The sequence below is a fragment of the Pseudonocardia pini genome (genome assembly GCF_013870575.1).
Classification (GTDB): Bacteria; Actinomycetota; Actinomycetes; order Mycobacteriales; family Pseudonocardiaceae; genus Pseudonocardia; species Pseudonocardia pini.
In genome coordinates, this window is the sequence record NZ_JACBXB010000025.1 from 1 (window position 1) to 18,963 (window position 18,963).

Sequence of the window (18,963 nt, forward strand, 5' to 3'; positions counted from 1 at the left end):
ACGGTCCGCCTCGCCGCGTCGAGGGCCGTGGCCGGTGTGTCCAGCCGCCACTCGGCCTCGGCGGCCTCGCCCAGCTCGAGGACGGTCGAGTCCGCGGTCGCGGTCCCCGCGAGGACGGCCTTGGACAGCGGCGGGCGGTCGTAGGGTCTCACCGCCTCGCCGCCGAACACCACGACCTCGCCTGCGAAGCCGAGGCGCCGGAGCTCCCGGGTGGCCTCGACCCCCGCGAGCGACGCGCCCACCACGGCGACGCGCCGCATCAGTAGGCCCCCGTCGTGCCGAGCACGCGTCGCGGGTTGTCGACCATCATCTGTTCGATCATGCGGTCGTCGACGCCGCGCTTCCGGAGCGCGGGGAGGACATCGGTGCTGATGTGGGTGTGGACCCACTCGGGCACCTGCGGGCCCTTGCCGTCCGCCCACCAGTCCGAGTAGAGCGTCTTGTCGTGGGACAGCACGATGCGGTCGCTGTAGCCCAGGGCGCAGAGGTCGGCGACCACGCCGATGCGCTCGTCCGGACCCAGCCGCCCCGGCAGGTACAGGCCGAAGCGGTCGGCGCCGATCAGCGATCCCCGGTCGAGGATCTCCCGGAGGTAGTCCAGGTCGGTGGAGTCGCCGCTGTGCCCGATCACCACCCGGGACAGGTCGACGCCCTCCTCGGCGAGGATCCGCTGCTGGTCGAGCCCGGTGCGGTGGGCCACCGCGGTGTGGGTGGTCAGTGGGACCCCGGTCTCGCGGTGCGCGGCGGCGGCCGCCCGCAGCAGCCGGTCGACGTCCGGCGTGACGCCCTGGCGGTCCGTCGCGACCTTGATGATGCCCGCCCGTACCTCCGTGCCGGCGATGCCGTCCCGGATGTCGCGCACGAAGAGCTCGGTGAGCGCGTCACGTCCGCCGCGGGGGCGGTAGTGGAACATCTTCGGCAGCTCGTCGAAGGTGTACACCCCCGTCGCCACCACGATGTGCAGGTCGACCTGCCGGTTCACCTCGGCCAGGAACCCGACGTCGCGGCCGTGCCCGACCGCGGTGGCGTCCACGAACGTGGAGATCCCGGCGTCGACGACGGCCTGCAGCGCGGTGACCACCTCGGCGAGGACCTCGGCCCGGCGCCCGCCGAGACTCATGGCCGGCTGGTCCCGGTCGACCTCGGCGTTGACGTTGACCACGTGCTCGTGCATGAGCGTCCGGCCCAGCGCACCCGCGTCCACGGGTCCCCGGACGGTGTCGACGGTCGGCATCGCGGGTCAGCCCCCGATCGTCAGGGCGCGCTTCGGGCACGCGGACGCGGCGGCCGAGACCTTGTCGCGCAGGGCCGTCGACGGCTCGGGGTCCAGCACCACGAGGGCGTCGTCGTCGTCGAGGTCGAAGACCTCCGGGGCCTCGACGACGCAGGCGCCGTTCCCGTCGCACCGTGCCCAGTCCACTTCGACTCGCACACTCGCTCCTTCCCTTGCCGCTCCCACGCGGTACTACGCGGCGGCCCAGCCGCCGTCGACGCTGATCACTGATCCGGTGATGTAGCTGCCCCCCGGGCCCACGAGGAGCCGGACGACGTCCACGATCTGCTCGGGGGACCCCATGCGTCCCTGGGGGATCCGGGCGAGCAGGCGCTCGTTCTGCCGGGGGCTGTGGCGCAGGTCCTCGGTCATGTCCGTCGCGAAGTAGCCGGGCGCGAGGCAGTTGACCCGGATGCCGCGCCCCGCCCAGTCCAGCGCCAGCGCGCGGGTCAGCGACTCCACGGCCCCCTTCGTCGCGCTGTAGGCGGCGAGCCGGGCGGCGCCGGTGTGGGCGTGCACGCTCGACGTCGTCACGATCGCCCCGGGCCCGTCCATCAGCGCGGCGGCCGCCTGGCAGGTCAGGAACGTCCCGGTGAGGTTGACCTCGACGATCTCCCGCCAGGTCCGGGCGTCCAACCGGTCGGCGGGATGGAACACCGGGCTGATGCCCGCGAGGTGGACCAGCGCGTCCAGCCCACCCCAGCGCTCGGTGATCGTGTCGGACATGCGGGCGAGGTCCCGCTCGTCGGACACCGACCCGGGGACGGCGAAGGCGCCGTCGCCGCACTCGTCGGCGGCGTCGGCGAGGGTGTCCGCGCTGCGCGCGGTGAGGGCCACGAGCGCACCCGCTCGGCTCAGGTCGGCGGCGATGGCGCGCCCGAGGCCGCGACCCGCACCGGTCACCCAGGTCCGGAGACCGTGCAGCTCCGGGACCGGTGTAGGGGTCGGTTCGGCGTCGGTGGCCGGGATGTCAGAGACCGAGGTCACGTCCGATGATCTCCTTCATGATCTCGTTGGTGCCCGCCCAGATCTTGGTGACCCGGCCGTCCATCCAGTGCCGGGCGACCGAGGACTCGCGCATGTAGCCGTAGCCGCCGTGCAGCTGCAGGCAGGCGTCGAGCACGTCGTTCTGCACCTGGGCCGTCCACCACTTCGCCTTGGCGGCCTTGACCGGGCTCAGCTCGCCCGCCACGTGGTCGACCACGCAGTCCTCGACGAACGAGTCCGCGACGTCGAGCGCGGTCGCCAGCTCGGCGAGCAGGAACCGGTTGTGCTGGAAGCTGCCGATGGGGGTGCCGAACGCCTCGCGCGTCCGTGCGTAGACGAGGGTCTCGTCCAGCACGCCCCGCGCGTTCGCCAGGTTGGAGACCGCGCAGTTCAACCGTTCCTGGGGAAGCCGCTCCATCATGTACACGAACCCCCGGCCCACCTCGCCCAGCAGGTTGGCCTCGGGGACCTCGACGTCGGCGAAGTACAGCTCGGAGGTGTCCGACTCCGCCTGGCCGATCTTGTCGAGCACGGAGCCGCGTTCGAATCCCGCCATCCCCGCCTCGACCACGAACATCGAGATGCTCGACGAGGCGCGGCCGTCGCCCGTCCGGGCCGCCACGACGACCAGGTCGGCGCGTCCGCCGTTGGTGATGAAGGTCTTGGACCCGTTGAGCAGCCAGCCCGCGTCGGTCCGCTCGGCCCTGGTCGCCAGGTTCGCCAGGTCGCTGCCGCCACGGGGCTCGGTCATGCCGATCGCCGAGATCAGCTCACCCGACGCGAACCCGGGCAGCCAGCGGGCGCGCTGCTCGTCGGTCGTGAGGTCGCAGAGGTAGGGAGCCACGATGTCGGCGTGGATCCCGAAGCTCGACGAGAACCCGGCGGAGAAGCGGGCCAGCTCGCGCAGGAGCACCGCGGTGAACCGCCAGTCGCCTGCCTCGCCGCCACCGAACCGGTCCGGCACGTGCAGCCCGAGCATGCCGAGGCTGCCCGCCTTGAGCCAGGTCTCCCGGTCGATGAACCTCTGCGTGCAGTACCGCGCGTAGTTCGGGGCCACCTCGGTCTCGACGAAGGCTCGCACGGAGTCCTGGAAATCGAGGTGTTCGCGGCCGTACAGGGACTTCGTCATTGATCACCCGCTCCTTCGTCGACCGAAGCCTACCGGCCGGTCGGTTGACCTGTCTAGAAGGTGAGGCCGAGGAGCGGGGGAGGGCGCCACCCTTCCGACCGGCCGGTAAGGTGAATGGGTGGATACGGGGCGTGCAGCGGTGAGTCCGACGAGCGGGCGGCGTGAGGAGATCTTCCTCGCCGCGGCGGAGATGTTCTGGGCGAAGGGCTACCACGCGACGTCGATGAGCGACATCGCGGCCGCGATGAACATGCGGAAGGCCTCGATCTACCACCACATCGAGACGAAGGAGACACTGCTCTACGAGATGTCGATCTCGAGCATGCAGCACATACGGGACGCGGCGGAGGGCGTCACCGAGACCGATCCCGAGGAGCGGCTGCGGGGGATGATCGGCAGGCACGTGCGTGCGCTGCTCGACGACCGCAGCAAGCACGCCACGGCGCTGGTGGAGCTGCGCTCGCTGGCGTCGGCCGAGCGCCAGCAGGTGGTCGGCATGCGGGACGAGTACGACGCGCTGTTCGACGGCGCGGTGGAGGCGGTGCAGACCCGGTACGGGCGGTGGCCCGGGATCCCGCCGCGGCTGGTGCGGCTGGCCCTGCTCGGCATGCTCAACTGGTCGGTGTTCTGGTTCTCGCAGAACGGGCCGGAGTCGGCGGACAAGGTGGGGGACAGCTTCGCCGACATCTTCCTCCCGCCGCTGGGCTGAGCGGTCTCAGACCCACCGGTCGATCCGCTCGGCGTAGCGGTGGACGTCGTCGACCAGGTCCTGCCGGGTCGGCACGCGGGCGTACCGCTCGGCCTCCGGATAGCAGAACACCGAGGTGACGCCGTCGTCACGGAGCCTGCCGACCTGGTCCAGGGCATCCGGGCGGAGGAGGGCGACGATCTCGAACGAGGCCGGGTCCCGCCCGGCCTCCCGCAGCATGGTGCGCAGCACGGGCAGCGCCTCCCGCATCCGCTCCGGTGAGGTGTCGCCGCCGACCCACCCGTCGCCCTTCGCGACCGCCCGCCGCATCGCCGCGGGGGAGAACCCGCTGACGTACAACGGGATCGGCGCGCGGGGCGTCGGGTGCGACACCATCGGGGCGAACCGGAAGAACTCGCCCGCGAAACCGGCGGGGTGGCCCTCCCACAGCAGCCGCAGGACGTCGAGCATCTCGTCGCTCCGCCGGCCCCGCGTGCGGAAGTCGACGCCGACCGCCGCGAACTCCTCCGCCATCCAGCCCACCCCGACCCCGGCCGACACGCGGCCCGGTCCGATCTGCGACAGCGTGGCGAGCGTCTTCGCCACGAGGACCGGGTGCCGCAGGGGCAGGACCATGATGCTCGTGGTGACGTGCAGCCTCTCGGTGGCGGCGAGCAGGGCGCCCATCGCCGCGCCGAGGTCCGGCCAGTGCGTCCCGGCGGGCCAGGCGGCCCGTCCGGTCGCGGCGTTGGGGTAGCGGCTGTCGATCTCGACGGGATGGGCCACGTGGTCGCCCAGGAACACGCCGTGGAACGGGGTGTCGCGTTCGATCGTGCGGGCCAGGTCGAGCAGCTCGCCGGTGTCGGTGAACTGCAGGGAGTACCAGTACCTCATCCCGCGTTCCGCGGTCACCGGGCGCGGCTGCGCACCACGTCGACACCGCCGGCGTGGAAGCGCGTGCGCAGCGCGTTCTTGTCGATCTTGCCGACGGCGGTCTTGGGGATCTCGGACACGAACGCCCAGTTCTCCGGCACCTGCCAGCGGGCGAGGCTGTCGGCGAGCCTGCCCGCCAGCTCGGCGGGGTCGACCGCGTCCCGGGCGACCACGAAGACCAGGGGGCGCTCGGTCCACCTCGCGTCCGGGATGCCGATCACGGCCGCCTCGGCCACCCGGGGGTCACCCAGGAGCAGGTCCTCCAGCTCGACGGAGGAGATCCACTCGCCGCCGGACTTGATGACGTCCTTGACCCGGTCGGTGATCCGGAAGAAGCCCCGGTCGTCGACCGTGCCGACGTCCCCGGTCCGCAGCCATCCCGCATCGAAGGCCTCCGCCGCGACGTCGCCGTGGTACCCGGCCGTGACGGACGGGCCCCGGACCTGGATCTCACCGACCGACTCCCCGTCCCAGGGCAGGACGGTGCCGTGGTCGTCGACGATCCGCATGTCGACCCCGGCCAGCACCCGGCCCGACGCCGTCCGCTGCGTGAGGTCCTCCGGCGAGCCGGGCGCCAGGCCGGGTGGCGGGACGGCCATCCCCGCGAGCGAGGACGTCTCGGTCATCCCCCAGCCCTGCACGATGCGGACGCCCTGTTCCACCTCGAGCGACTCCAGGAGCGACCGGGGGATGGCCGCGCCGCCCGAGGTCCCGACGCGCAGCGACGTCAGGTCGGCGGGATGTTCGCGGGCGTGGTCGCGGACCAGGGCCCACAGGGTCGGCACCGCCGCCGCGAGGGTCGGGCGCGCCGTCTCGACCATCCCGACGATGTCGGCGGCGGACATGAACCGGTTCGGCAGGACCAGCGACGCACCCGAGAGGAACGCCGCGTAGGGGATGCCCCAGCCGTTGGCGTGGAACATCGGGACCAGGGCCAGCCAGCGGTCGTCCTCGCGGGGTCCGTAGGCCTGCACGGACAGCAGCGACATCGCGTGGAGGACGAGCGAGCGGTGCGAGTAGACGACACCCTTGGGTTCGCCCGTCGTCCCGCTCGTGTAGCACATCGACGCGGCGGACCGTTCGTCGAACTCGGGCCACTCGAAGTCCGGATCCTCGGCCGCGACCAGCTCGTGATAGCGGTGGACCGGCTTGCGCAGTGCGTCCACCGGCACGTCGCCCACCACGATCACGAACTCCACGCCGGGCAGCTCGTCCTGGATCGCGACGATCTGGTCGACCAGCGTGCCGTCGACGATCAGCGCTCGGTCCCCGGCGTGATTCACGATGGTGCTGAGCTGCCGACCCGTGAGGCGCGTGTTGAGCGTGTGCAGGACCGCGCCCATGCCCGGTACGCCGAAGTAGGCCTCGAGGTGGGCCGCGGTGTTCCAGGACAGCGACCCCACGGGATCGCCGTGGCCGATCCCCAGCCGCGTCAGGGCCTTGGCCAGTCGAGCGGCGTTCGCCCCGATCTCGCGGAAGCTCGCCCGCGCGAACCCGTCCTCGGTCCGCGTGAGGCACTCGCTGCCGCCGAAGACCCGGGCGCCGTGGCGCAGGACGCGCGAGAGCGACAGCGGGACGTCCGACATGGTGGTGGTGATCATGACCGGCTCACTCGACCCGCGCGAAGTGGCGCTCGCGGCCGAGGAGGCCGTTCGCCCGCAGGACGTAGGCGGTGTAGGCCCGACCGTCCTCGGCCAGGCGGCGCATCATCACGTACTGCGCCTCCCCGGTGTGCTCGTCCCGGCAGAGCCGGTAGTGGGTGCGTTCGTCGACGTACACGGTCCTGACCTGGCCGTAGCTCGTGCCCAGGGTGAACGCGGCGGTCGACTTGACCCGCTCCCGGAAGGCGGCCATCGCCTCGTCGCTGGAGTCGCCGAGGACCGCCCGGACCTCGTAGGGCACCCAGTCCGGCCCGTCGAGGACCGAGCTGTAGCCCATCCGCACGGTCGTGGGGCCCCCGCCGTAGAGGACCTCGTAGTCCTGGACGCCGGCCTCGGTGCGGATCGTGATGATCTCGTCCCCGACCTCGTCGGCCACGTACTCGTCCCGGTCCGGGTCCCACACCTTCGACCTCCCGACGTCGATCCGCCAGGTCCCGTCGAACGAGACGCTCATGCCGCACCCTCCCGGTGTCGTCAGTTCCAGATGCCGATGAGTCGGTCCCGGTAGCTGAGCAGGTCCGTCTCCTCGCGCAGCTCGTCCGCCGAGCGGATCCGCTCGAACTCCGCGGCCACGCCCTCGAGGGTCGGCTCCCGCTCGGCCAGCCCCCGGCCCGCGGCCAGCGCGATCTTGGCCATGTGGCCACGCCCGGCGGCGAAGACCTCGCCGTTCGCCGGGCAGCTGTCGTGCACCAGGTAGCAGGCCAGCGGCGCGGCGTTGTCGGGGGAGTTGACCCCGACGCGCCGTCGCTCGGCGGTCTCGGCGGAGTCGGCGTCGAGGGCGGTCGACTGCATGCGCGTCTCGGCGCCGGGCATCACCGCGTTCACCCGGACCCCGACCGCGGCGCCCTCCGTGGCCAGGCTGCGCATCAACCCGAGGACGGCGGCCTTGGCGACGTTGTACGCCATGGTGTGCCGCGAGCCGAGCATGCCCGCCGAGAGGGTGAAGACCGCGGCGCCCTCGGCCTCGACCAGCGACGGCCAGGCGGCCCGCGTGACGTTGAGGGCGCCGAAGAGGTGGACGTCTAGCTGGCGCTGCAGCGCCTGCGCGCTCAGCTCGTCGAACGTCGTCGTGGAGATGATCCCCGCGTTGTTGATGACCGCGTCGAGCCTGCCGAAGTGGTCGAGGGCGTCGCCCACGATCCCCGCGGCCTGCTGCGGGTCGGTGATGTCGCCGTGGTTGGCGACCGCCTGTCCGCCTTCGGCCCGCAGGGCCCGGACCAGGTCGTCCGCGGTGGACCGGGAGGACCCCGACCCGTCGGTGGCGGTCCCGCGGTCGTTCACCACGACCCGTGCACCGCGTTCGGTGAGCAGCCGCGCGTACGCGGCCCCCAGGCCACGCCCGGCCCCGGTCACCGCGACGACCGCGCCCTCGAACCCGATCACAGGATCGCCAACGCGTTGGCGGGGGAGCCGACCCCGGCCACCGTCTGCAGCGGCGCGCTGGTCAGGAAGAACTCGTGGCGGCCGAGCTCGGTGCAGCGCGCCGCGAGCGTGTCCAGCGCCCACAGCTCGCCGATGCCCATGCCGAACTGCCCCAACAGGAAACGGTGCAGCATGCCGAACGGGTAGCCCTCGGGGGAGCGGTCCATCGGCCAGACCTCGAGGGACGGGGCGTCCGAGGCGACCGCCACGGCGTGGCTGTTCCACAGGTACCGGGCCATGTCCTCGGTGTGCTCCACGCCGCAGGCGGTCAGCGCCGCCCGGGTGGAGATCCGCGTCCGCTCCGCCGCGTCCAGCCCGGCGTACCAGGCCACGAACCCGGTCCGGATGAGGACGACGTCGCCCTCCCGGAACTCGACGTCCGCCGCCTTCCGTGCCGCCTCCAGGTCGTCCACCGAGAAGGTCTGGGCGCTGCCCGGGTCGACGGTGCGGCCCTGCGCCCGGAGGGTGGCGGCCACGTCGAGCAGGACGCCCCGCGTCGCGATCCCGCGGGCGGCCCAGTGGTCCATCGTGTTGCGTCGCCCGTGCAGGACGTCGTCGAGCGAGGCACCGTTGTAGAAGGTGTCCTCGTCGTAGGCGACGTGGCCCAGGGCGTCCCACTGCGTCGAGGACTGGGGGTTGAAGTCCTGGTAGACCTCGTCGATGCCCTGGCCGTCGGCCGCCACCCGCTTCTCGACGCGCAGCGGCGTGCGCCCGAACAGCGGCGGGTCGAAGTAGTCGAGCGGCAGGTCCAGCGGGACGACCTCACCGGTCTGCACCAACTGGGCCGCCGCGCGGGTGACCTCCGGGGTCAGCAGGGTGAACAGGCCGACGCTGTCCTCCGCCCCGAACAGTCCCCAGGCACTGCGTCCGCCCCTGCTCGCGGGCGGCAGGTCGTCGTAATCAGGAAGCACCACGATGCGCGTCCTCTGTTCGTCGTGCCCGGACAGGCGACCGGACGTCCTTGATCCACACGGAACCCTACCGGTCGGTCGGTCGTCTGTCCAGGGTGTCCGACAGGTGCCTCGCGCCCCCTCACACGACGGCGTTCGCGGCCCTCAGCCACGAGCGGTCCAGGTCCCGCAGGCTCCCGACGCCCATGAGGGTGAGGCAGCGGGTGATCTCCTCCCGGAGGATCTCGAGGACGTGGTGTGCGCCAGCGGGTCCGGCCGCGGCGAGCCCGTAGAGGTAGGGACGCCCGATGCAGACGGCGTCCGCCCCCAGGCACAGCGCCTTCACGACGTCGCTGCCGCGCCGGATCCCGCCGTCGAGCAGGACCTCGGCCCGGTCACCGACGCGGTCCGCGACGGCGGGCAACGCGTCGAGCGTCGCGACGTCCCCGTCCAGCTGCCGCCCACCGTGGTTCGAGACGACGACGCCCGTGGCCCCGAGGTCGACGGCCCGTGCGGCGTCGTCGGCGCTCAGGACACCCTTGATGAACAGCGGCCCCGTCCAGTGGTCCCGCATCCAGGCGAAGTCGTCCCAGTCCAGCTCGGGGCGGATCATCGTGTACTGCGTGGTCAGCGACGCGACGGCCGCGCGGGCGCCGACGCTCTCGACGAGGTTGCGGGCCGACACCCGGCGGTGGCGGAGGAACCCCGCCCCCCATCGCGGCCTGAGGGCTCCACTGAGGACGCGGGCGGGAGTGAGGACCGGAGGGATGCCCATGCCGCGCCTGCGCTCGAACTCCCGGTTCCCGAGCACGGGGACGTCGACGGTCACGACCATCGCCTGGTAGCCGGAGTCCTGGGCCCGCTTCATCAGCGAGAGGGTCAGGTCGTGGCCCCTCGTGGTCCGGTCGGCCCAGGGATAGAGCTGGAAGAAGTGGTCCCTCCGCGTGCCCGCCGCCACCTCCTCGAAGGAGTAGGAGGAGCTGGTGCTCAGGATCGAGAGCGTCTCCGCGCGTTCGGCGGCCTGCGCGACGCCCAGCTCGCCGGTCCAGTGGGTGAGTCCGACGATCCCGGTCGGTGCCATGAGCACCGGGATCGACAGCTCGTGCCCGCCGACGGTGACGGACAGGTCCCGGGGCTCGTTGCCGGTCAGGACCTCGCGGCGCAGCGCGTACCGGGAGTACGCGGCCCGGTTGGCGCGCATCGTCTCCAGGTCCTCGGCGCCGTAGTCGATCCAGGCCCAGACCATGTCGGGGACGCGCTTGCGGGCCAGGACGCGGTAGTCCTCCACCGTGAGGGGTCCGGTGGGGCTCCGCAGCCGGTACCGGAAGGCCGTCACGGGGAGGTCCGCGACGCCGACACACCCGTGTGCCCCAGGAACGCCCTGCCCCGTTCGGTCTGCGGGGCCTGGAGGAACCGGTCCGGTGGCGCGTCCTCCAGGACGACGCCGCCGTCCACGAAGATCACCCGGTCCGCGACGTCGCGGGCGAAGCCCAGCTCGTGCGTCACGACCAGCATGGTCATGCCGTCGGCGGCGAGCTGCTTCATCACGCGCAGGACCTCGGACACCAGCTCGGGATCGAGCGCCGAGGTCGGCTCGTCGAACAACATCACCTTCGGCTGCATCATGAGGGCGCGCGCGATGGCGATGCGTTGTTGTTGGCCCCCGCTCAGGGTGGCCGGCATGGCATGGCGCTTCTCCGGCAGACCGACCTGGTCGAGCAGGGCCTCCATGCGGCTGCGTAGGGCCGTCGCAGAGCCGGACTTCGCCATGCGGGGCGCCAGCAGGAGGTTGTCCTCGACCGAGAGGTGCGGGAACAGGTTGAACTGTTGGAAGACCATCCCGACGTCGCGGCGCTGCCGGGCCAGGTCCGAGGGCGGGATGCGGTGGAGCCTCCCGCGGGCGTAGCGACGGCCGACGACGCTGCCGAGGAGCCGGACGTAGCCCTGGTCCGGGTCCACGAGCCCGTTCGCGGTGTTGAGCAGCGTGCTCTTGCCCGAGCCGGACGGCCCGAGGACGCAGACCACCTCGCGTTCGGCGACGGCGAGGTCGACGCCCCGCAGCACCTCGTGCGCGCCGAACGACTTGTGGACGTTGACGAACTCCAGTGGCGTCACGGCTGCACCACGACCTCGACCGGCTTCGTGGCGAGCCTGCGGTTCCGCGTGGCGCTGCGCCTCTCCAGCCACCTGACCGCGAGCGAGGCGACGGCGACCATCACCATGAACCACGCCGTGGCCACGAAGAGGAGCTCCATCACCCGCGCGTTGCGGTTGCTGATCGTCTGCGCCTCGGTCAGCAGGTCGGGAACGGCGATGACGGAGACCAGTGCCGTCGACTTGAGCAGGGTGATGAACTGGCTCGCCGCCGGCGGGATGATGACGGGGAACGCCTGCGGCAGAACGACCTTGCGCTGCGTCTGCCACCACGTGAGCCCGAGGGCACTCGCCGCTCGGCGTTGGCCCTCCGGGACGGAGCCGATACCCGAGCGGAAGATCTCCGCGTTGTAGGCGGCGTCGTGCAACGCCAGGGCCAGCACGGCGGCGGTGGCGGCGGGGATCAGGTCGTTGGTGTCCTGGCTGAACAGCACGACGGACGTGAAGGGGATGGAGACCGAGACGTCCGGCGCGAACAGCGCCAGGTTCCCGAGCAGGAGGATCTGCACGATCAGCGGCACGCTGCGGAAGAACCAGACGTAGGCGCCCGCGAAGCCCCGCAGCAGCGGGTTCGAGCTCAGCCGTGCGTAGACCAGCAGCAGGCCGAGGACGATCGTGATGACCTCCGCGGACACCGCCAGCAGCAAGGTCGTCTGCAGCCCGTGCAGGACCTGGGGGTCGAACAGGTAGTCGCCGACGACCGACCACTCGATGTTCTCGTTCACGGCGGCCGCGAGGACCACCTGGACCAGCACCACGAGGACGACCGCTGCGGCGATCCACCGACCCCAGCGCACCTTCTCGGCGGTCTGCACCGACGGCGGGATGACCTCCTCGGCGCCCTCCGTTCCGCCCGCGGTCCGGGTCGCCGTCAACGGACGGCCAGGGTCATGGGCCCGGTCGGGATGACGGCTGCCGCGTCGATCCGGTACTTCGCCAGGATGGTCTCGTAGGTGCCGTCGTCTCGGACCGACTGGATCGCCGCCGTCAACGCCTCCCCGAGCGCCGGGTCGCCCTTGCGGAGCGCGATGCCGAGCTGCCGGGTGCCGACCCGCTGCGCGAGCTCGTCCACCACGAACGTCTCGAAGGCGGGCTCCTGGGACGCGATGTACTGGCCCCTCATCGAGTTCAGCATCTGCAGGTCGACCTGGCCGGACCGCAGAGCGGTCTGTGCGGCGGCCGCCGCGGGGTAGCCGTCGACGGTCGGCTCCGGTGCGCCGAGCGCGGCACAGCTCGACCTGGCCTCGGCGGCCATGGCCTCCGAGCTCAGGTCCCCGATGGCGAGGGCGATCTTCTTGCCGCACAGGCTCGCCGCGTCCCGGGCGGCGGGCACGCCGCCCTTCTTGGCGAGGAATCCCTGGATGGCGTCGAAGACCGGGATGATGTCGTACTTCTGCAGGTTGTCGGGGTTGACGGAGAACGCCATCGCCGCGTCCACCCGTTCGGCGTCGAGCGCAGGGCCGAGGCCCGAGTACGGCGTCACGGCGAAGTCGATCGTGACGCCGAGCCTCGCCCCCGCGGCGTTCAGGACGTCGACCAGGAACCCGGTGGGCTCGTTGGCGTTCGTCGTGAAGTACTCCGGGGGCGAGGCCAGCGACGTGGCGATGCGGATCGACCCGGCGTCGGCCACCTCGGCGGGGAGTCGTGCGCTGAGCGCGGCGTCCTCCGCCCCCTGGTCCCGAGCCGCCGTGTCGGTGGTCCCGCCCGAGCCGCCGCACCCCGCCAGTGCCAGGAGCGCGACGAGCAGGACCGAGACGGCGACGGCGCCCCGTGGTCGATGTCGCGCCGACATCACCGTGTCACTCATGCTGAAACCCTTCGATGGTTCCGTGGGCCGCGCCGACGCCGCCCGCCCCAGGTGGTGCGGCGCGGCCCTCAGCCGCTGCCCGTCTGCTGCTCGAACTTCTGCACCCGGATCACCCGGTGGGTGAACTTCCACCGGCCGTCGATCCGCCGGTACTCGTCCTCGTAGTTCGCCAGGTTGATCAGGTTCGGGTTGTCGCGGAAGCGGATGATCGACATGCTCCGCCCGGTCGCGGTGTCCCCCTCCAGCGTGACGATCCGGTTCAGGCCGACGGCAGGCAGCGGGTGGAGGTTCTCCACCATCCCGGTGTACTGCGCGCGCAGGGCCGCAGCGCCGTCGGTCCGGATCGGCTCGGCGTCCGCCGGTGCGGCGCCGTCCAGCACGAGGGCGTCCGCCGGGACCTCGGTCGACGCGTCGTCCGCGAAGACCGACATGATGTCGTCGATCCGGCCGTGCACGACGCCGTCCGAGTAGATCGTGGAGAGGTTCAGGATCTCCGCCCGATCCGTCAGCTCCCGCACCTGGGCGGACACGTCGCCCTCCGGTGGGGGCGAGGCGCAGCCGCCCACCACGACGGTGCTCGCGACGACCATGCCGACCGCCAGGCGTCGCAGTCCGGTCCCCATCGCCGTCACCCCGTCCGGAGGTCGCCGCCGAAGTACGGCTTGATGCCCGCCACCTCGGGGATGTCGTCGCGGCGCCGGGCGGGACTGCGCAGCCACGCCCACATCTGTCGCGCGTCGACCGGGCAGTTGACGGCGGAGCGGTTGAACTCGTTGGTGTAGTAGTTGTTCGCCCGCGGGTCCTTGTAGGTCCGCGTCGCCTCCTGCCGGTCGATCTCGGCGTTGTAGCGCGCGTAGGCCTCCGCCTCGACCTCGACCGTGCGGCGGTCGCCCTCGAGCAGCCCGAGGATGCAGTCCACCGCGAACCGCGTCTGGAGCTCCTCCATGTCGACGACGTTGAGACCGCCGGTCGGGCTGGTGTTGGGGCCGTAGATCATGAACAGGTTGGGGAACTCCGGGAGCAGCACGCCCAGGTAGGCGCGGCCGCCGTCGGCCTGCCACAGCTGTTCCGGGGTCGCGCCGCCGCGGCCGCGCACGTCCATCGGGAAGAGGAAGTCGTTCGCCCGGAAGCCCGTCGCCCACACGAGCACGTCGATGTCGTGGTGCTGTCCGTCGGTCGTGACGATCCCCTCCGGCACCACCCGGGTGATCGAGCCCTGGACCAGCTCGACGTCGTCGCGCACCAGTGCGTCGCAGACGCTGTAGTCCGAGTCGACCAGGATCGGCCGCGCCGACATGGGCGGGGCCTCGGGCAGCATGGCCTCGAAGAGGTCGTCGCGGCCCTCGAACTTCGTGCGGAGGTACGCGACGCGCTGGTCCCTGATGCGCTTGTTCATGGGGCTGCGCGCGTGGGGGTCGTCGAACTCGGGATCGACCTGGAACGCCTTCCCGAGACCCTCGGGCCCGAACATCCAGCCCCCGCGCAGGCGCGTGAAGTTGGTGTGGAACGGCAGGTTCCGGTCCAGCCAGACGACCTCGGGCGGGAAGGGGGAGAGGTAGCCGGGGATGTCGTAGCACCAGTTCGGTGTGCGCTGCACCAGGATCGTCCGCTCCGCGGTGCCCGCGAGCGCGGGCACCAGCTGGTACCCGGACGCCCCGCTGCCGACCACCGCGACCCGCTTGCCCCGCACGTCGAGGTCGGACGGCCACTCGGAGGTGTGGAAGGCGGGCCCGGCGAAGGTCTCGGCACCCGGGAACTCGGGCACCAGCGGCCGCGACAGGAAGCCCACCGCGCTGACGACGGCGTCGGCGCGGATCTGCAGCGGACCGTCCGGACCCTCCGCCTCGACGATCCACACCCGGTCCCCGTCGTCCCAGACCAGGGACCGCACCTCGGTGCCGAACCGAATGCTCTTGCGGACCTCGTACTCGTCCGCGACCCAGTTGAAGTACTCCTCGTTCGCCGCGCGCTCGGCGAACGCGCTGGTGAACGGGTAGTCGACGCCGTAGGTGTGGACGTAGCCCCGGCTCGGGGTGTCCACCCGCGCACCGGGATAGCGGTTCTGGTTCCAGGTACCGCCCACCCCCTCGTCCTTCTCCAGGACGGTGAACGAGATGTCGTTGCGCTTCAGGTGGATCGCGGCGTTGAGCCCACCCATCCCGGCGCCGATCACGACGACCGAGAAGTTCTCCAGGACCGGTTCCGCGGGCCGGGACCGCCATTCGACACCCCGGGCCCACGGGTCGATCGCCATCTCCTCCTGCCAGAGCTCGAGCTGCAGGCCCGAGATCTCGGCGCCCGCGCAGAGGTTGATGCTCGTGGCCAACCGCTCCGTGGGACCGATGTCCACCGGGGGTGCGCCCCGGTCGCGCAGGTCGGTGAGGAACTCGACCGCCTTCCGCCGGATCGTGGCCAGATCCTCCGGATCGATGACGCTCTGGGCCTCCAGGAACCCGAAGGGGATCGTGGCGGTCTTCGTCGCGGCCAGGGTCTCGTCCCCGGTGAGCTGGTAGAGCAGCGCTCGCAGGACCATCGGGTCGGCGAACTCCACGGCCTCGGCGATCTGGTCGTCGGTCGACGTGATGAGATCGGAGTCGTCGGACACGGCGTCATCTCCTCGTTGATGTCTGACGCGGGCAGGGTCGAGGGCGCCTCGTCCGCAGGCCGGAGCCCGCGGACGGGGCGCGAGGTCGAGTGGGGTGGAGCGAGGGCTGCGCGCGGGCTCAGCCGAGGGATCTCGCGAACCCGGAGATCGCGGCGATGCTCGTCGCGTAGAGGTCGGGAAGGGCGGTCGGGAAGATGACGTCCGCGATGTGGCAGACGCCGGCGTTCGTGCGGGCCAGCGCGGGCACGCCCGCCGCCACCAGCCTGCGGTAGTAGGCGAGGCCCTCGTCGCGCAGCGGGTCCAGCTCGTTCACGGAGATGACGTGCGGGGGCAGGCCCGCCAGGTCGGCATCGGTCGCCCGGGCGGGCCAGCACCGCGGGTCCGCCACGTGCGCGCGCCCGGGGTCGTAGACCTCGGAGAGGATCGCGAACATGTCCGTGTGCAGGAAGTAGCCCTGGTTGTCCGTCAGCGACGGGTACTCGGGATGGTCGTCCGCCCAGGTGCCGAGGATGTAGGGGCACAGCGCGTACACGCCGGCGATCTCGTCCGCCCAGCCCTCCAGGTTGGCGCGCAGGGCCAGGGCGAGGGTCAGCCCCGCACCCCCCGACTCCCCGCTGACCACGATGCCGGAGACGCCCAGCTCCTCCTTGTGGGCGTGGACCCAGCGCAGCCCTGCCGCGCTGTCGTCCAGCCCCGCGGGGTAGGGGTGCGGGCCCAGCTTCCCGGCCCCGTTGCGGAACTCCACGCCCACCACGACCAGGCCGGTCGCGGCGAGCTCGTCCCGCCACCGGACGTAGAGGTCGTTCGCGGCCTGTTGCACCACCATGCCGCCACCGTGCAGGTGGTAGATGCAGGGGAGTGGGCCGGACGCCGTCGCCGGTCGGTGGACGTAGAGGCTCAGCTCCCCGCCCGGACCGTCGATGGTCGTCGTCGACGAGATGACCCCCTCGACCGGGGGCAGGCCCGCGACCAGGGCCTCCCAGACGGCGTCGAAGCCCCCTTCGGTGGCGGCGCAGAACTCCAGCAGAGCCTCGCGGTCGTCCGCCGGTGTCAGGGGCGGGCCCGCCGTGGCCCCGTCGAGCTGGAACGCCGCCAGCGCCTGCACCATCCGCGGGTCCGCCCGCGGGTCGTCGCGCAGGGAACGGGGTTCTGCCCGGGTTGCCTCGGCGAGTGAAGACGTCCTGATGGAGTCGGTCATCGCACCCTTCCTCATCCTTGGGGAACTTGCGTCTCAGCGCTGCCGACCGGTCGGTAGGTAGATTACTGAAACCACGACGGGTTTGTCTATGCGGCGCCTGACCGATTCGTGGTCGACCTTCCGGTGCGGGGCTCAGAACAGGGTGGCGGCCAGGACGAGTGCGCTCAGGTTGAACACGACGTGGCTCGCGACCGCGGGCCACAGCGACCCCGTCCGCTCGACCAGCACCGCGTTCACCAGGCCGAGGAGGAAGGCCACGACGATCACCACCGGGGCCATGTGCAGCAGGCCGAACACCGCCGAGCTGCCGAGTGCGGCGGCGACCGGCCCGTAGCGGCGCAGGGCGGAGTAGGCGACGCCGCGGTAGAGCATCTCCTCGGCGAGCGGGACGGCGAGCCCGGCGAGCAGGAGCATGATCACCAGGCTCCAGCCTCCGGCGGTGACCGCGTCGAACAGGAACTGCTGCGGGTTGGTGGTGTCGCCGGTGAGCGCCTGCCAGGCCAGACCGAGGGGGAAGCACAGCAGCCGCAGACCCACTCCGGCGGCCGCGCCCGCGACGATCCAGCGCACGGCGGGCAGGTGCAGGCGAAGCGGCTCCAGTGACCGGACGCGGAGGGCGAGCAGCAGCCCGACCAGGGCGAAGGTGCCGAGGACCGTGCCGAGCAGGACCACGAGGAGGTTCTCGCCCCAGCCCGCGGCGTGCAGCCCCAGACCGACCACGACGTCGAAGGCGAGCAGGCCGACGGGCGTGAGCACGAACTCGAGCCACCCCGGCGAGCGCCGCGGCGGGAGCTCGGGGGTGGGGAGCGGACGGGTGACGGTCGGTGTGGACATCGCGGGCCTCCGGGTTCGAGTCGGTTCGAGGTGCCCACGACGCTAGGAACCGGGGGTGGTCGGGCGCTTCCGTCGTGGGACGGGACCTCGGCGGGTGCCTCCTCCTCCGGTACCTCCTCCTCACGGAGGAGGCGGCGGGGCGGGTGGCGGGGGCAGAATCGGCGCGTGCCGATCCGGGTGCTCCTCGCCGACGACCAGGCGGTCGTGCGTGCGGGCCTGCGGGTCGTGCTCGACGCGGAGGCCGACATCTCGGTCGTGGGCGAGGCCGCCGACGGGGCCGAGGCGGCGCGCCGGGCGGACGAGCTGCGGCCCGACGTCGTGCTGATGGACGTGCAGATGCCCGGCTGCGACGGGATCGAGGGGCTGCGCCGGATCGTCGGGCGACAGCTCGGGGTGCGCGTGCTGATGGTCACGACGTTCGACCTGGACCGGTACGTGTTCGACGCCCTGCGCGCCGGTGCCAGCGGGTTCGTGCTCAAGGACATCGAACCCGACGAGCTGTGCGCGGCGGTCCGCACCGTGCACGCCGGGCACTCCCTGCTCGCGCCCGAGGTCACCGGGCGGCTGATCGAGGCCTTCGTGCGCTCCGACGCCCCACCGACGCAGGCCCCACCGACGCAGGCCCCACCGACCGCTGCGCCGGTCTCGCTGACCGGGCGCGAACGCGACGTCGTCGGGCTGGTCGCCCGCGGGATGAGCAACGCCGAGATCGCCGCCGCGCTGGTCGTGGCCGAGTCGACGGTCAAGACGCACGTGTCGAGCCTGCTGCTCAAGCTCGGCCTGCGTGACCGGGTCCAGCTCGTCGTGCACGCCTTCGAGACCGGGCTGACCGGTCGGGCACCGGGCGCATGATCGCCCTGCGGCGTCCGGCAGGCGTGGACGTCGCGGCCGCGGCACTGACGGCGGCCGTCGTGGTCCCCGTGCTCGGGTCCGGTTGGTCGACCGCGGCGACCGCTCTCGCGGTGGTCGGGACCTTCGTCGACGTGGCCGCCCTCCTCCTGGTGCGCACGTCCCCCGTGGCCGCCACGGCGGCGGTCGCGATCGCGACGACGTTGCCGGGTCTGAGCCTCGGGCCCGGGTTGCCGGTGTGGCCGCTGCTCGCGCTCCTCGTCGGGCTGCACGGCGGGCACGACGTCGTCCTCGCCGTGGGGTTCGCGCTCTCCCTGGGCGTGGTGGGGTGGTCGGCGCCTCCCGGGTTCACGGTGGGCTTCGTGGCGACGACGGTGCTGGTCACGGCGGTGTTCTGGGCGTTGGGGCGGCTGCGTCGGGTCGCCCGTGAGCGCGACGAGCGCCGCTACGCCGCCGCCGAGCGGGTGCGGCAGGCGGAGCTGGTGGGCGCCGAGCGCAGGCGCATCGCCGACGAGCTGGGGGCGGTGGTCCTC

21 protein-coding genes are annotated in these 18,963 nt (G+C 72.1%); 3 read left to right on the plus strand and 18 right to left on the minus strand.

Translation table 11 applies throughout. From position 1 onward, the window contains the following. The 5 genes from H5J29_RS03330 to H5J29_RS03350 all read right to left on the minus strand — a co-directional run. Window positions 1-260, minus strand: a 260-nt coding sequence (locus tag H5J29_RS03330; RefSeq protein WP_181779412.1) for an FAD-dependent oxidoreductase, incomplete at its 3' end; no start/stop codon positions are given. Continuing rightward, entirely contained in the window at window positions 260-1,234 is a 975-nt protein-coding gene (locus H5J29_RS03335; protein WP_181779413.1) for a phosphotriesterase family protein, read from the minus strand. The genes H5J29_RS03335 and H5J29_RS03330, both read right to left, overlap by 1 nt. A gap of 6 nt (window positions 1,235-1,240) precedes the next feature. Next, window positions 1,241-1,432 carry a ferredoxin gene (locus H5J29_RS03340; RefSeq protein ID WP_181779414.1) on the minus strand — a complete coding sequence of 64 codons (192 nt, stop codon included), beginning with the start codon at window positions 1,430-1,432 and terminating at the stop codon, window positions 1,241-1,243. A gap of 33 nt (window positions 1,433-1,465) precedes the next feature. Next, a complete protein-coding gene (locus tag H5J29_RS03345; RefSeq protein WP_312858038.1) occupies window positions 1,466-2,260 on the minus strand; it encodes an SDR family NAD(P)-dependent oxidoreductase in 795 nt (264 codons plus the stop codon). Then, window positions 2,244-3,389: an acyl-CoA dehydrogenase family protein gene (locus tag H5J29_RS03350; protein WP_181779415.1), complete on the minus strand. Its 1,146-nt coding sequence runs from the start codon at window positions 3,387-3,389 to the stop codon at window positions 2,244-2,246. Before H5J29_RS03350 ends, H5J29_RS03345 begins: the two co-directional genes overlap by 17 nt. Window positions 3,390-3,528: 139 nt before the next feature. Here H5J29_RS03350 and H5J29_RS03355 point away from each other — a divergent pair, with 139 nt between their 5' ends. Then, entirely contained in the window at window positions 3,529-4,098 is a 570-nt protein-coding gene (locus H5J29_RS03355; protein WP_181779416.1) for a TetR/AcrR family transcriptional regulator, read from the plus strand. A 6-nt stretch (window positions 4,099-4,104) separates the two neighbouring features. Here the strand turns inward: H5J29_RS03355 and H5J29_RS03360 are convergent, their stop codons facing one another. The 13 genes from H5J29_RS03360 to H5J29_RS03420 all read right to left on the minus strand — a co-directional run bounded on the left by H5J29_RS03360 (window position 4,105) and on the right by H5J29_RS03420 (window position 17,581). Continuing rightward, complete coding sequence (locus H5J29_RS03360) at window positions 4,105-4,989, minus strand: TIGR03619 family F420-dependent LLM class oxidoreductase (protein WP_181779417.1); 885 nt, start codon at window positions 4,987-4,989, stop codon at window positions 4,105-4,107. Then, window positions 4,986-6,611: a long-chain fatty acid--CoA ligase gene (locus H5J29_RS03365; protein WP_220186926.1), complete on the minus strand. Its 1,626-nt coding sequence runs from the start codon at window positions 6,609-6,611 to the stop codon at window positions 4,986-4,988. Before H5J29_RS03365 ends, H5J29_RS03360 begins: the two co-directional genes overlap by 4 nt. 7 nt (window positions 6,612-6,618) lie before the next feature. After that, complete coding sequence (locus H5J29_RS03370; protein ID WP_181779418.1) at window positions 6,619-7,125, minus strand: hypothetical protein; 507 nt, start codon at window positions 7,123-7,125, stop codon at window positions 6,619-6,621. 20 nt (window positions 7,126-7,145) lie between these two features. Next, complete coding sequence (locus H5J29_RS03375; protein ID WP_181779419.1) at window positions 7,146-8,054, minus strand: SDR family NAD(P)-dependent oxidoreductase; 909 nt, start codon at window positions 8,052-8,054, stop codon at window positions 7,146-7,148. Then, a complete protein-coding gene (locus tag H5J29_RS03380; RefSeq protein WP_181779420.1) occupies window positions 8,051-9,007 on the minus strand; it encodes a cyclase family protein in 957 nt (318 codons plus the stop codon). Before H5J29_RS03380 ends, H5J29_RS03375 begins: the two co-directional genes overlap by 4 nt. A gap of 118 nt (window positions 9,008-9,125) precedes the next feature. Continuing rightward, entirely contained in the window at window positions 9,126-10,319 is a 1,194-nt protein-coding gene (locus H5J29_RS03385) for an alpha-hydroxy acid oxidase (protein ID WP_220186927.1), read from the minus strand. Next, window positions 10,316-11,098, minus strand: a complete 783-nt coding sequence (locus H5J29_RS03390; protein WP_181779421.1) for an amino acid ABC transporter ATP-binding protein — start codon at window positions 11,096-11,098, stop codon at window positions 10,316-10,318. The genes H5J29_RS03385 and H5J29_RS03390 overlap by 4 nt, the downstream gene beginning before the upstream one ends. Beyond that, window positions 11,095-12,012 (minus strand): amino acid ABC transporter permease, encoded by a 918-nt coding sequence (locus H5J29_RS03395; protein ID WP_181779422.1) that lies wholly within the window; start codon window positions 12,010-12,012, stop codon window positions 11,095-11,097. The genes H5J29_RS03390 and H5J29_RS03395 overlap by 4 nt, the downstream gene beginning before the upstream one ends. After that, window positions 12,009-12,944 carry a transporter substrate-binding domain-containing protein gene (locus tag H5J29_RS03400; RefSeq protein WP_181779423.1) on the minus strand — a complete coding sequence of 312 codons (936 nt, stop codon included), beginning with the start codon at window positions 12,942-12,944 and terminating at the stop codon, window positions 12,009-12,011. Before H5J29_RS03400 ends, H5J29_RS03395 begins: the two co-directional genes overlap by 4 nt. Before the next feature lie 68 nt (window positions 12,945-13,012). After that, window positions 13,013-13,567, minus strand: a complete 555-nt coding sequence (locus H5J29_RS03405) for a nuclear transport factor 2 family protein (RefSeq protein ID WP_181779424.1) — start codon at window positions 13,565-13,567, stop codon at window positions 13,013-13,015. A 5-nt stretch (window positions 13,568-13,572) separates the two neighbouring features. Further along, on the minus strand, window positions 13,573-15,549 hold the full coding sequence (locus tag H5J29_RS03410; protein WP_220186928.1) for a flavin-containing monooxygenase: 1,977 nt from the start codon (window positions 15,547-15,549) through the stop codon (window positions 13,573-13,575). A 118-nt stretch (window positions 15,550-15,667) separates the two neighbouring features. Next, a complete protein-coding gene (locus tag H5J29_RS03415; protein WP_220186929.1) occupies window positions 15,668-16,747 on the minus strand; it encodes an alpha/beta hydrolase fold domain-containing protein in 1,080 nt (359 codons plus the stop codon). A gap of 132 nt (window positions 16,748-16,879) precedes the next feature. Continuing rightward, window positions 16,880-17,581: a CPBP family intramembrane glutamic endopeptidase gene (locus H5J29_RS03420; protein WP_181779425.1), complete on the minus strand. Its 702-nt coding sequence runs from the start codon at window positions 17,579-17,581 to the stop codon at window positions 16,880-16,882. A 165-nt stretch (window positions 17,582-17,746) separates the two neighbouring features. On the opposite strand from H5J29_RS03420, the gene H5J29_RS03425 reads away from it, so the two are divergent. Next, window positions 17,747-18,433: a response regulator gene (locus H5J29_RS03425; RefSeq protein WP_181779426.1), complete on the plus strand. Its 687-nt coding sequence runs from the start codon at window positions 17,747-17,749 to the stop codon at window positions 18,431-18,433. Beyond that, window positions 18,430-18,963: hypothetical protein (locus tag H5J29_RS03430; RefSeq protein WP_220186930.1), on the plus strand; the 534-nt coding region annotated here is incomplete at its 3' end. The genes H5J29_RS03425 and H5J29_RS03430, both read left to right, overlap by 4 nt.